This window comes from Oxalobacter formigenes, assembly GCF_002127965.1.
GTDB classification, from domain to species: Bacteria; Pseudomonadota; Gammaproteobacteria; order Burkholderiales; family Burkholderiaceae_D; genus Oxalobacter; species Oxalobacter formigenes.
Genome location: NZ_CP018787.1, coordinates 1279612 through 1292949, shown reverse-complemented (window position 1 = coordinate 1292949; position 13338 = coordinate 1279612). Strand labels below are relative to the sequence as shown.

Annotated in this window: 12 protein-coding genes; 4 read left to right on the top strand and 8 right to left on the bottom strand. The window is 49.3% G+C overall.

Annotated features, from left to right (window positions below):
- Nucleotides 1-29 precede the first annotated feature (29 nt).
- Nucleotides 30-1724: a single-stranded-DNA-specific exonuclease RecJ gene (recJ, locus tag BRW83_RS06120; protein ID WP_005880692.1), complete on the top strand. Its 1695-nt coding sequence runs from the start codon at nt 30-32 to the stop codon at nt 1722-1724.
- 66 nt (nt 1725-1790) lie between these two features.
- On the opposite strand, the gene BRW83_RS06115 is transcribed toward recJ, so the two are convergent.
- The 3 genes from BRW83_RS06115 to proC form a co-directional block, all read right to left on the bottom strand.
- Nucleotides 1791-3362 (bottom strand): tetratricopeptide repeat protein, encoded by a 1572-nt coding sequence (locus BRW83_RS06115; RefSeq protein WP_186447488.1) that lies wholly within the window; start codon nt 3360-3362, stop codon nt 1791-1793.
- An 88-nt stretch (nt 3363-3450) separates the two neighbouring features.
- A complete protein-coding gene (locus tag BRW83_RS06110) occupies nt 3451-4650 on the bottom strand; it encodes a tetratricopeptide repeat protein (RefSeq protein ID WP_005880697.1) in 1200 nt (399 codons plus the stop codon).
- A 260-nt stretch (nt 4651-4910) separates the two neighbouring features.
- Nucleotides 4911-5699, bottom strand: a complete 789-nt coding sequence (gene proC / locus BRW83_RS06105) for a pyrroline-5-carboxylate reductase (RefSeq protein WP_005880699.1) — start codon at nt 5697-5699, stop codon at nt 4911-4913.
- Nucleotides 5700-5980: 281 nt separating this feature from the next.
- Here proC and BRW83_RS11670 point away from each other — a divergent pair, with 281 nt between their 5' ends.
- Both BRW83_RS11670 and nadB read left to right on the top strand, forming a co-directional pair.
- Nucleotides 5981-6130: a lmo0937 family membrane protein gene (locus BRW83_RS11670; RefSeq protein ID WP_145814978.1), complete on the top strand. Its 150-nt coding sequence runs from the start codon at nt 5981-5983 to the stop codon at nt 6128-6130.
- A 149-nt stretch (nt 6131-6279) separates the two neighbouring features.
- Complete coding sequence (gene nadB / locus BRW83_RS06095; protein WP_005880701.1) at nt 6280-7896, top strand: L-aspartate oxidase; 1617 nt, start codon at nt 6280-6282, stop codon at nt 7894-7896.
- 6 nt (nt 7897-7902) lie between these two features.
- On the opposite strand, the gene BRW83_RS06090 is transcribed toward nadB, so the two are convergent.
- A complete protein-coding gene (locus tag BRW83_RS06090) occupies nt 7903-8616 on the bottom strand; it encodes an ankyrin repeat domain-containing protein (RefSeq protein WP_145814979.1) in 714 nt (237 codons plus the stop codon).
- 490 nt (nt 8617-9106) lie between these two features.
- Here BRW83_RS06090 and BRW83_RS11665 point away from each other — a divergent pair, with 490 nt between their 5' ends.
- Nucleotides 9107-9328: a hypothetical protein gene (locus BRW83_RS11665; RefSeq protein ID WP_145814980.1), complete on the top strand. Its 222-nt coding sequence runs from the start codon at nt 9107-9109 to the stop codon at nt 9326-9328.
- A 377-nt stretch (nt 9329-9705) separates the two neighbouring features.
- On the opposite strand, the gene BRW83_RS06080 is transcribed toward BRW83_RS11665, so the two are convergent.
- Genes BRW83_RS06080 through mltG form a run of 4 tightly spaced genes read right to left on the bottom strand, consistent with a single transcriptional unit; the run spans nt 9706 to nt 13328 of the window.
- Nucleotides 9706-10500: a TatD family hydrolase gene (locus BRW83_RS06080; protein WP_005880705.1), complete on the bottom strand. Its 795-nt coding sequence runs from the start codon at nt 10498-10500 to the stop codon at nt 9706-9708.
- A gap of 56 nt (nt 10501-10556) precedes the next feature.
- Nucleotides 10557-11624, bottom strand: a complete 1068-nt coding sequence (holB, locus tag BRW83_RS06075) for a DNA polymerase III subunit delta' (RefSeq protein WP_005880707.1) — start codon at nt 11622-11624, stop codon at nt 10557-10559.
- Between the two features lie 52 nt (nt 11625-11676).
- Entirely contained in the window at nt 11677-12300 is a 624-nt protein-coding gene (tmk, locus tag BRW83_RS06070) for a dTMP kinase (RefSeq protein ID WP_005880709.1), read from the bottom strand.
- 2 nt (nt 12301-12302) lie between these two features.
- Nucleotides 12303-13328, bottom strand: a complete 1026-nt coding sequence (gene mltG, locus BRW83_RS06065) for an endolytic transglycosylase MltG (protein WP_081442196.1) — start codon at nt 13326-13328, stop codon at nt 12303-12305.
- Between the last annotated feature and the right edge of the window lie 10 nt (nt 13329-13338).

Here is a 13338-nt window from a genome sequence, read left to right as displayed (position 1 = left end):
TGCACATCCGTTTGTGATAAATTGAATTCATGACCCGTATCACCACTCGCCCTTATTCCCGGGAATCCTTCAGCCAGTTATGCCGGACAGGAATCCATCCCGTTCTGGCCCGCATATTCGCTGCACGCGGTATTACACAGACAGAAGAACTGTCAACAGGCCTGTCGGGTATGATTTCGCCTGGACAACTGGCCCATATCGGGGATGCAGCCGGTTTTCTGGCCGATGCCATTGCAGCGGGCAGAAAAATAACCGTCATCGCCGATTACGATTGTGACGGCGCAACAGCCTGTGCCGTTGCCTTGCGCGGCCTTCGCCTTCTGGGCGCGAACGTCGACTATATGGTTCCCAATCGTTTCGACAACGGTTACGGTTTGACCCCGGAAATCGTCAGACAGGCAAAAGAGCACCATCAAACCGATATCATCCTGACTGTCGATAACGGTATCGCCAGCATCAAAGGCATTGAAGAAGCGCTCGCATCGGGGATGCAGGTACTGGTCACTGACCACCATTTGCCCGGTGACGAGCTTCCCCAAAACTGTATCGTCGTCAATCCGAACCAGCCCGACTGTTCTTTCCCGAGCAAAAATCTGGCCGGTGTGGGTGTCATGTTTTACGTACTGCTGGCCTTGCGTGCCGAAATGCGTCGTCGCAGGATATTCGATGAAAAAACCCAGCCGCATCTGGATCAGCTGCTCGATCTCGTCGCCCTCGGCACTTTTGCCGATGTCGTCAAACTCGATGCCAACAACCGGATTCTGGTTGCGCAGGGCCTCCGGCGCATCCGGGCCGGTAACATGCAGCCCGGCATGGCAGCCCTCTTTCAGGTATCAGGCCGGGATTTCCGTAAAGCCTCCCCTTTCGACCTGGGTTTTACACTCGGGCCACGGCTGAATGCCGCCGGACGGTTGTCCGATATGTCGCTAGGTATCGAATGCCTGATTACGGATGACCGGGGAAAAGCGCTCGAAATGGCAGACGAACTGAACCGGATCAACGTCGAACGGCGCGAAATCGAAGCCGACATGCGAATCGAGGCACGCGAACAAATCTCGAAAATCCATCCGGAAGACCGCGCGACGATCAGTATCCTCTCAGAAGACTGGCATCAGGGGATCATCGGCATTCTGGCGTCCCGGATCAAGGAAAAATATTTCAGGCCAGCGATGGCATTCGCCCGGGACAAGGACGGGAAAATCCGGGGTTCAGGCCGTTCCATTCCGGAATTTCACCTGCGCGACGCGCTGGATCTGGTCGCAAAACGACATCCCGGCCTGATCGTCCAATTCGGTGGCCATGCCATGGCCGCTGGCCTGACATTGCAGCCTGACGGTTTCGACGTGTTCACCCAGGCGTTTGAAAACGTGGCAAAAGAATGGTTGACCCAGACACAACTGGAAAGAATCATCGAAACCGACGGTTCACTGGACGACGACTGTTTCACTCTCGATTTCATTGGCCTGCTGGATACGCAAGTCTGGGGACACGGTTTTCCTGTCCCGGTTTTCTGCGACGAATTCACCGTTATCAACCAGCGCGTCCTGAAAGAAAAGCACTTGCGTCTGCAACTCGAAAGAAACGGCAGGAATTACACCGCCATCCAGTTCGGCAACAATGCCACACTCCCGCGCCGCGCCCGTCTGGCTTATCGGCTGGACGCCAATGAATTCAACGGCAGAACAAGTGTCCAGCTGATTGTGGAGCATTCGGAAAGGGTGTAATACTCCTGTGCGCTTTCGATCAAACCCGGTTTTACCTTGTTACCTTTCTTTGACTATATAGACTAATCACTCAAACAATTTTGCTGTATTAACGGATATTGCCTTTGCTATTTCCTGTTCGCTTAATTTCCGTTCAAGATCAAGACGCGCCTTTTCTGCAAAATCGAAATGAGGTGACGCCGACAAGTAAAGCGCATATGCGGCAATCAGGTCTTTTTTTACTTCCAAGCCATTCTCGTAGCAAAAACCGAGCAGGGTTTGTGCCTCGTAATTACCCTGTAATGCCGCTTTTTTTGTCAAGGCAACGCCTTCCTTTATATTTGGCTTCACTTCATTTCCTGCAATGTATAAAGCGCCAAGAAATGCTTGTGCTTTAGCACTGTCTTTTTCTGCTGCTTTTTTTAACCAGTAAAAACCTTTTTTTTCGTTCTTGGCGACATATTTACCTTTAAAATAAATCATACCAATATAAGCCTGTGCTTCTGTGAAACCCTGATTGGCAGCTTTTATGAACCAGTAAACCGCTTTGTCTGTATTCTTGTTAATGCCTGCTCCGATATAGAAGGTTTTCCCCAAATTGAACTGTGCTCTTGCAAGCCCCTGCTTTGCCGCTTTTTCCAGCCATTTGACAGACAATGCGGGATTTTTCCTGACTCCGGTTCCATACCTGTAAGCGATGCCAAGTCTGTTTTGAGCATCAGCATGTCCCTGTTCAGCCGCTTTTCTGTACCAAAAAACAGCATTCTCCGGATTTTTTTCAGCGCCCCAGCCTTCTTCATATGCAATGCCAAGGTTATACTGAGATTGGGGAATCCCCTGTTCTGCTGCCTTTTTCCACCAGTACACAGCCTTGGCGTAATCTTTTTTTATTCCCTCACCTTCGTAATACGTAACACCAAGATTATGCTGTGCTTGTGCATAGTCTTGTTCTGCTGATTTTTTGTACCACGACACTGCTTCAGAAAAATCTTTTTTTATCCCTCTGCCGTAATAATAAGCCACCCCAAGATTGTACTGTCCCAATTCGTCGCCCTGCAGGGCACTTTTTCTGTACCAGAAAACAGCCTCCTGATAATCACGATCAACACCATTCCCATCATTGTATAAAGCACCCAGATTGTTCTGAGATTCAGGAAAACCCAATTCGGCTGCCTTCTTCCACCAGCGAACAGCTTCATGAGGATTTTTATCCACACCGATACCATCGTAATAAGCTGTCCCTAAATTATGATATGCCCATACGTTATTCTGAACAGCAGCTCTCTTCCAATAGGCAATGGCTTTCGGATAATTCTCAGCAATGCACTGACCTTTACGATGAAGATTTCCCAGCATAACGAGTGCCTTGGCATGATTCTGCTCTGCTGCTTTCATCCACCATAACATGGCAACACAATTATCCTGCTGCACGCCTCTGCCATCATAAACCAGCATGCCAAAAAGATATTGTGCCTCCGCATTACCAGACTTCGCGGCTTTTCGGCACCATGAAACGGTTTCTTCATCGCCCTTTTCATCATTTTCCGTCTTATATCTTTCGTTACATTGGATGACCGCCTTTTCCTCATCAAGGATAATTTTATTTGCGTTTTCTTCTGAAACTGCAGGCTGCTGCGAATCAGCAATGACGGACGACATCGACAGGCACATCATTATGAGCACGACGATACAGAAACAGAATTTCAGAGAAAGCTTGGGCATTTAAACCTATCAAAGTGAAATAGCCTCATTCGAAAAGTTTTTCGATGTTGATGGATCGGGCTTTTACAATTTCATCTTTGCTTAGCTTTTTTTCAAGATTTTGCCGTTCTTCCATAGCAACTTCCGTATAAGGAGATGAGTGTAAATAAAGTGCATAAGCCAATACCTTGTTTTGCTTTACGCCAATCCCATTTTCATAACAGGAAGCAAGCATGCTTTGAGCCGGATAATTACCCTGTCTCGCTGCTTTTTTTATCCACGAAACGCCTTCTGGAATATTTTTTTCTACACCCTTTCCAATAAGATATGCAATACCAAGTGTCGCCTGAGCCCTTGCATTACCATATGCGGAGGCTTTTTTTGTCCAGAAAATTCCTTCTGCCAGATTATTTTTGAAATTCCTGTCCGTAACATATATATAGCCAAGACTAGCCTGAGCTATAAGAAGATTTTGTTTTGCTGCTTTTTTCAACCATGAAACCGCTTTCTGAGGATTTTTTTTGACGCCCTCTCCATGATAGTAAGCCATCCCCAGATTGTATTGCGCCATGCCAAGCTCTTGTTTAGCAGCTTTGGCGAACCATTGCACCGCTTCCGGATAATTTTTTCTGACGCCAATACCCTCGTAATAAACGGTTCCAAGATTATGCTGCGCCTGACCGTAACCCCCTTCAGCAGCCTTGCGCAACCACAAAATCCCTCGTTTCGGATTCTTGCCAACGCCTGCTCCAGTTATATATAACATTCCAAGATTGTATTGGGCTAATACAAATCCCTGATTTGCCGCTCTCTCATACCACTGGACAGCCGAATCAAAATCCTGTTTGATGCCCAAACCATTTTGGTAGATTACGCCCAAGTTGTATTGAGCCTGTGCAAATCCCTGTTCTGCTGCCTTTTTGTACCATTCAATAGCTGCTTTCCTGTCTACCTCCAGACCATCGCCATCGAAATACGCTCGTCCCAGATTGTACTGCGCTTCAGGCAGTCCTATTTCAGCAGCTTGTCTGAAATAGGAATTGGCTTTTTTACGATCTTTTTCGACACGACTGCCTTTTGCATATTCCACGCCCAGATTATAGAGCTTGATAGCCGTTTCTCTCTTTGCCTCTTCCCCCGACCGTTCAATTTCCGGAAACGATTCATTGATTTTCGTTTCAGCAAAAGAGACTGAAGCTGTAATAGAACAAAATAAACAAATGAAGAAGAACAGTTTTCTACGCATAACAGATCGGTCTGAAAAGAGAGGGGATAAAATCACACCAAATACAAAAAATCTTCAGAATTAAAAAATTACCATAAGGAAATATTTTAACACCGACTGTTTAAAGTGTTTCAACTATTTAATATCAGTTATCTTTTTTTAACATGGTTGAGCGTATACGGAAAGAAACCGTTTAGACTGTTCAATACACTGTCAATGCGGATAAAAAAAGGCTGAAAAGTAATCTTTTCAGCCTTTTTCCACAATGAATAATTCAGGGGTCAATCCGGTTTTTTGAACGCCGCGTCGACGGCATTCATCATGGCAATGCGCAGGCCCCCTTCTTCCAGCGCTTTCACGCCACGGATGGTGATGCCGCCCGGTGAACAGACGTCGTCTTTGAGTTTGCCCGGATGCTGTTTCGTATCCAGTACCATTTTTCCGGAACCGATAACGGTCTGGCTCGCCAGTTTGTAGGCGATGTCACGTGGCAGGCCGTGATAGACAGCTCCGTCTGCCAGTGCTTCGATGACCATGAAAATCCATGCCGGGCCACAACCCGACAAGGTGCCCCCTATGCCCATCAGGTCGCTGGAAAGCTCCTCAACCTCGCCAAGACTCTTGAACAGTTTGCGGGTAAAGATCAACTCTTTCGGTGTCAAATCGTTTGTCGCCTCGATGATGGTCATACCCGCACCGACCATTGCCGGTGTGTTCGGCATGATGGCACAGATGTGCGTGGACGAGTCGACCAGACGGCGAAGTCGGCTGTACTGCCAGCCCGCGGCAATGGACAGGAGGGTCTTGCCCTTGAGTGCTTCACGGGATTCGGAAAGAACGCCTTCGACTATTTTCGGTTTGATGGCCAGGAGAATAATTTCGCTGTTTTCAATCACTTCCTGCACCGAACCGGCTTTCGCCATGCCGCATTCCTTGTTCAGTTTATCCAGCTTGAACGCATTGGTGTCATAGGCGACAGTTTCTTCACCCTTCAGAAAGCCTGACTTGACGGCACCCAACAGAATGGCCGATGCCATATTGCCCATACCGATAAATCCGAGTTTTTTCATAACGCCTCCTACAAGTCAGGTTTGAATGTCGCGACAGGCACACGACTTCCTCATGAAACCCGTTTCGCTTATTCCTGTTATCGATGAAACGGGAGCGTCCATACTTTTGAAAACCGTCTTTCGTCAACAGTCTGACGTTTGGACAGCTACCAATATTGACAATTTCCTTTCATTTTACGTTTACTGTTTTCATACCGGAACCGCTTTCGTCCAATTCGGTCGTATTTCATGCAGAACGATTGTTTTTTGTCTTTTTTTTTACAATCTTCATGGAGACGAAGATGCTTTATACCATTGCCATAATCCTTTTCATACTCTGGCTGCTCGGTCTGGTCACGACGAACGTCTTGGGTGGTTTTGTGCATTTGTTACTGATCGCAGCGGTTGTCGTGCTGCTGTTCGGCATTCTGTCCGGGAGGCGCTCGTCATAGCGAATTCAGTCCTGACCGGAAAGTGATGAAAGGCTTCAACGCTTTTCCAGCTTCAAAGTCAGCTGTTTCAGTCTCAAAACACATGACGAATCGTTTTCAATGGAATATAGTGTGACGTTATCTGAACAACTTCATCCGGTGAAAAAGCCATGAATTTTGACGTCGTCATCGTCGGCAGTGGACTGGCGGGTCTTTCCGTTGCCCTGCGATTGCCCAAAACTTATAAAATCGCGCTGATCTGCAAGCGGACCTTATGGGAAAGCGCCAGCAATTTCGCACAGGGCGGCATTGCCGCCGTACTGGACCCGGTTCTGGACAGTATTGAAGAACACGTGGCCGATACCATGACAGCCGGCGCCGGGCTGTGTGATGAAGAAGCGACCCGTTTCATCGTCGAACACGGTGGCGAAGCCGTCGACTGGCTGATCGATCAGGGCGTTCCCTTTTCCAAAGACACATCGACCCAGACGGGTTATCACCTGACCCGTGAAGGCGGTCACAGCCAGCGGCGCATCATTCATGCCGCAGACGCCACCGGGCACGTCGTGCAACAGACACTGGAAAAGATCATCCGCAGCCGTCCGAACATCCATTTGTTCGAAAATCATTTCGCCGTCGACCTGATCACGTCGGACAAGCTCTATGAAGACAAGCAACCCCTTGAATGTTACGGCCTCTATGTCCTGAATGAAGAAGAAGGTCTCGTCCATACTTTTGCGGCACGGCATACCGTCCTGGCAACCGGGGGCGCAGGCAAGGTTTACCTGTATACGACCAATCCGGATACCTCGACCGGCGACGGTGTCGCCATGGCCTGGCGTGCCGGTGCCCGTGTATCGAACATGGAATTCGTCCAGTTTCATCCGACCTGTCTTTACCATCCCTATGCCAAGTCATTTCTGATTTCCGAATCCGTCCGCGGCGAAGGTGGGCTGCTGAAACTGCCGCCTGATGCGGGGTCGGAAGGCGGCATGCGTTTCATGCCCGAACACGATCCGAGAGCCGAACTGGCTCCGCGCGATATCGTTGCCCGTTCGATCGACTTCGAGATGAAAAAACGCGGTCTGGATTACGTCCATCTGGACATCAGCCATCAGGACCCCCAATTTCTGAAAGAACATTTCCCGACGATTTACGCCCGTTGTCTTGAACTCGGCATCGACATCACAAAGGAACCGATTCCCGTCGTCCCGGCAACCCACTTTACCTGTGGCGGCGTCGTGACGGATACGAAGGGACGGACCGATATCAAGAACCTGTATGCGGTCGGCGAAACGGCTTGTACCGGCCTGCATGGCGCGAACCGTCTTGCCAGCAATTCGCTGCTGGAATGTCTGGTCATCGGGAAGACAGCGGCTGAACACATCGCCAGTCTTCCGGAAGAACCTTTCCATATCCTGCCTGAATGGGATGAAAGCCGCGTATCGAACGCCAATGAAGAAGTCGTCATTTCGCATAACTGGGATGAACTCAGGCGCTTCATGTGGAATTACGTCGGTATCGTCAGGACGACGAAACGTCTGGAACGAGCCCAGCGCCGGATTCAGTTGTTGAAAGAAGAAATCGACGAATATTACGCCAACTTCATCATCAGCAATAACCTGCTGGAATTGCGCAATCTGGTGGACGTCGCTTCCATGATCGTGGAAAGCGCCCTGCTCCGGAAAGAAAGCCGCGGGCTTCACTATAATTCGGATTTCCCGACCACTTTCCCGAAAGCGATGCCAACGGTACTGACACCGAACAAAAAACGGGTACGTGCCTGAACCCGTTTAAAACGGGAACAGGGGCATAACGGTCCGCTTTTTCGCCAGTTCGGCTTCCCTGTCGATCAGGAACCGGAGCCCCTCGACGATTTTGGAATTCTTGTTTTCCTTCGCGAAATCGCTGGCGGTATAGCCGCGCTGGTTTTTGATGGTCGGGTCTGCTCCTGCATCGTAGATCAGCTTGACGGCATAGATATGGCCGCCTCGCGCCGCCATCATCATGGGCGTTGTGGCATTGGGCGACACGGCATCGACGAACGCATCCTTGTCCAGAAGCATTTTGACGATTTTCTCATTGCCGTTGGCAGCGGCGTAATGAAGTGGCGACCAGCCATCCTTGTTGACCTTCGCGCCATGATCCAGCAAAGCCTTCACCGCTTTTTCGTTGCCATTGAACGCGGCGATCATCAGAGCGTTATCCCCGTTGAACGCCTCTGTATCCAGTTTCGTTCTTTTGTCCGCCAGTAAAATTTCCATCACATCCAGCGAATTTTCACGCATCGCCATGATGAGAGGCGTATCGCCTCTTTCCTGTTCCTGCGTATTGGGATCGAACCCTTTGGCAAGCATTTCTTTTACCGCTCCTACCCGATCATTTTTCACTGCAATGAAAAAATCCTTGACGGTATCGGCCGATGCTGTAGAAAAAACAAACAGGCTCATGCAAACGAGTGCCAGGAAACGGCATTTATTGGCGACAGAAGTAAAAAATTGGCTCATTCTCGAACACGAATTGGATGGGGAAAACGCCATAAGGCGACCTTGCGATGAGTATTATCCGGACATTTTTGCGGGTGTCCAGCCCCGACATGCGGCAAAGAGCGACTTTCATTCCTGTCACTCCCATATTGTCCGGTTAACGTCCCCATAGAACAACGCAGTACCTTTGCGTAACATGTCGCGAATTCGACAGACAAGAAGAAAATTCGTTCATCTCCCCATCCAAAGATACTCCCTGAAAAAACGCAAGGGAATCTCTGTTACGGCCAGCAACAGTACCCGTTGGCATATCGGCCAGATTCCTGTCGCTTTCAGGAATGGAAAATAAAATATTTACGGAGAGTAAATAAAAAACAAATCTCCAATTCACTTTGCAAGCCTGAATGCGGATTCATCCATAAAGGTTTCAAGCAGCTGTTTTTGCTTGCATTTTTACGAGTTTTTTCAAACAGAACCGGTTGGATAGTTATGCTTATTTATACATATGATCATGATGAATAGTTATGTTTATTTTCACATATGTAAAAAAAGAATAGTTATGCTTATTATTTCATATGACTGCATAAAAACAAGAGAAGGAACAGATATTCGCGGTGTTTTCAGGAAATATGAAACTGAAGAAATACGCATGCGGCAAGGAAGAAAAGCGGATGAACATCTTTCCGGCAAAGCCGAAAAAAGAATGTATCACAGGGGGAAAAACGGAAATTGAGGAGGGAAAAAGAAGAAACCGGAAGGGAAAATCTGGGAGATCGCCTGGCAATCTCCCATTGAGCATCGGATATTAAACCGCCTGGATCCAGAGGGTTGTAACAACAATACCGGCGATAACGATAACCAAAGATCTCAATACCATGTTATTCATGACTTTACCTTACGCTTTCTATTAATGAGTGAGAGAAATGCACCTCTTTAACTATCGGTCTATTTTATGTAACCAGTACCGTTGGTGCTCACGTTATTAAGGATTCTACTCTTCTTTTTTTAAAAGTCATATCGCTTTTTAAAATAAAAAGTAATAAGAATAAAACAAAAAGTTATTTGCCTTTTTGTTTTTTTGCGAGATCAGGTTTTGAAAGCAGGATTTAATCAGGAAGAAACGGCATTATTTTCAATACCGAATAATCTGAAATAGTTTTCGGAAGTGTGGCGTGCAATACGCTCAACCGGCATGCCCTTCAGCATGGCCAGCTGTTTGGCCACTTCGATGACATAAGCCGGTTCGTTGGTCTTGCCGCGATAGGCCTGCGGCGAAAGGTAAGGTGAATCGGTTTCGATCAGAATCCGGTCGAGCGGAATAAGGCGGGCAACCGATCTCAGGTCTTTGGAGCCGGGGTACGTCAGGACACCGGAAAAAGAAATGTAAAAGCCCATATCCAGTGCCGCTCTGGCAATTTTTCCGGACTCGGAAAAACAGTGCATGATGCCACCGAAACCGCCTTTGTCCAGTCCTGCACCTTCTTCACGAAGCATCTGGATCGTATCGTCCGCTGCCTTGCGGGTATGGATGATCAATGGTTTGCCACAGGCACGGGAAGCGGCGATATGCGTGCGAAACCGGTCCATCTGCCATTTCTGGCGGGGTTCGACGTGGTGATAGTCGAGGCCGGTTTCACCGATAGCGACGATCTTCGGATGCATGGACAATTTGACGAGGGTTTCGACGTCGGGCTCTTTAACGTTTTTCGGCCCCGGATGGACACCGACAGTCCCGTGAAGATGCTCATGCTTTTCCGCCAAAGCTTTTACCTGCGGAAAGTCTTCCAGACTGATCGTGACGCACAGGGCGTGACTGACCTTGTTTGCAGCCATGTTGCGCAAGACTTCATCCTGACGGTTTTTCAGGTCACGAAGATGAATATGGCAATGGGAATCGATATACATGGTGCAAATGAAATCTTTAAACGGATTGAAGGCCGGTATTGTACCGAATTTGAGCCTTATTTGCTCGCGGATGGCGAAAATATTTTCCTGTAGTCGAGCAGCATGTCTTCCAGAACCAGTCTGGGAACGAGCGGATGGTCAGCGACGCGCTTGCGGTCGTTGACCGTTTTCAGGACTTTCAAAAGCCTGTCCATATCGACACGGTCTGCCATGCCGGAAAGCTCCTGGCGATATCGCGGATAATAGCGTTCCCTGCCCGTCAAACGAATCGAGAGCAAATCGTACAGCCAGCGCTGGTGCCATGTGATCAGGTCGGAGAGCGGCACTTTCTGAAGTTTTTCGGCTGTCCTGAGCAATCCTGAATCGTCAGGCGCCGCCAGTTCGGCGAGAAACAGGGTCATTTCTTCCCTGCTGCCGCTTCGGGATTCTTCCAGAGCCGTGACAGGCGCACCACCCTGTTCCGCCAGCCAGCTTTCAGCCTCATCCACTCCCTGCTCTTTCAGCCAGCCGATGGCCATTGATGTTTCCGGCATCGGAAACGCCAGCTTGGAACATCGGGAAAGAATGGTCGGCAAGAGCGCGTCCAGATGATTGGTCGTCAAAATGAACAATGTATTGGCGGGCGGTTCTTCCAGCATTTTCAAAAGCGAGTTGGACGACTCGGTCGTCATCGCCTCGGCAGGATAGACGGACACGACCCGCAAGCCGCCACGATGCGTGGAGATATTGATGAAATCGGCCAGCGACCGGATTCGTTCGATACCGATTTTTTTAGAGGGTTCTCTGGTTTTCTTATCAGACGCGCCACTGTCGTCATCCGTTTTTTTGTCCGGATCGTCCAGTCCTTTGGCGATTTCCAGTGTTTCAGGCAGGATCTGCCGGAAGTCCGGATGGGAATTCTGGTCGAACCAGTGACAAGACTGGCACCCCCCGCAGGCATTTCCATCAGGCTGCCGGTTTTCGCACAATCTGGCTTTCGCAAACGATTCGGCAAAGGATTCGACACCCGTTCCGGCTGGCCCGTAAAACAGGAGCGCGTGCGGCAACTTCGATTCCAGCCGGACGAGATATTCCCAATTTTTGCGATGCCAGGGATAAAGTGAATTTTCCAGTGGAGAAACCAATGTCTGTTATTCCATCAAAAAAAGGTGAATGAACAAGCCGATGAAACAGGGCTCAGCCCAGCTCCCCGATCAATCCCTTTATTGTCTCACGAATGGCTTCGATGCTGCGGGAACTGTCGATGACCCTGAAACGGTCGGGAAATTCTTTTGCACGGCGCAGATATTCGTCACGCACCCGGTTGAAGAATCCGGATTTTTCCCGTTCGAACTTGTCGGGTGAACGGGCAGCCTCGAGCCTCGCTTGTGCCACTTCCGGCGAAACGTCGAAAAGCAGCGTCAGATCAGGTTGCAAATGCGGGTGTACCCATTCTTCCAGCTGGCGCATCTTGTGAAGGTCAAGCCCTCTTCCGCCTCCCTGATAGGCAAAGGAAGCGTCGGTAAAGCGGTCTGAAATGACCCAATCGCCACGTTGCAGAGCGGGTTCGATCACTTCGGCGATATGTTCCCGGCGGGCGGCAAACATCAAAAGCGCTTCCGTTTCAAGGTTCATTTTATCGTGAAGCAGCATCTCCCTCAGTTTTTCCCCGAGAACGGTTCCGCCCGGTTCACGGGTGACGACAACCTGCCGGTTGTCTGCCCGCAAAAGATCGGTCACGAATTGGATGTGGGTGGATTTTCCGGCACCGTCGATTCCTTCGAAAGTGATGAAACGGCCGGAATGGTTTTTTTGTTCCATATTCATTTTTTCTTCAGAATGAAATCCCTGACGGCCTGATTATGGTCGTCAAGGTTACTGGAAAACTGGCTGGTTCCATCGCCACGCGCCACAAAATAAAGGGCATCGGTGGAAGCCGGATTGAATGCCGCTTCCAGCGCCTCTTCTCCCGGCATAGCAATCGGAGTCGGCGGCATGCCATAGCGGGTGTAGGTATTATACGGCGTATCCCTCAGCAAATCGGCCTTGCGGATTTTTCCCCGATAACCGTGTCCCATGCCGTAAATGACCGTCGGGTCTGTCTGAAGTTTCATGCCGATACGCAAACGGTTCAGAAATACCCCGGCAATCATTTCCCTATCGTCTGGATCGGCCGTTTCCTTTTCGATCAGCGACGCCATAATCAGGGCATCATACGGCGTTTTATAGGGCAGCCTCAGGTCACGATTCGCCCACAGGGCATTTAACCGTGCCATTTGCGCATCGTAGGCACGGCGATAGACCTGCATGTCGCTCGCCCCTTTTTTGAACATATAAGTATCCGGATAAAACAGGCCTTCCCCGCTGTGATGACGAACACCCAGTTTTTTGAGGATTTCCGCATCCGACAAACCGACTGTATCGTGTTTCAAGGTTTCAGCTTTTGCGATAACACGGCGCATCTGTCTGAAATTGAAGCCTTCGATGATGGTGACTGACTCCAGCGCGAAAATGCCCCTCGTGATTTTTTGCAGCAGTCTGACTGGCGTTTCACCCGCTTTCAGCTCATAAGGCCCTGCCAGCAGGTTTGAACTATTGCCGGTCAGGCGGATGAGCATGGAAAACAGGGTATCATTCAAGGAAACGTCCTGCCCGTTTAACTGGGCGGTCACGCTTTTGGCCGAGCCGCCTTTTGCAATTTCAAACGGGACGGGCTTACCCTGCGTAAAAACAGGCGAATAAGCCCAGTGTGCGCAAAAGGAAACCAGTAAAACGAAAATGCCGAACACGCATCCCGCGACGATACATGTTCTTTTTTTAAGAAGACGACTTTTTGAAATAAAATTCATCGAAACAACG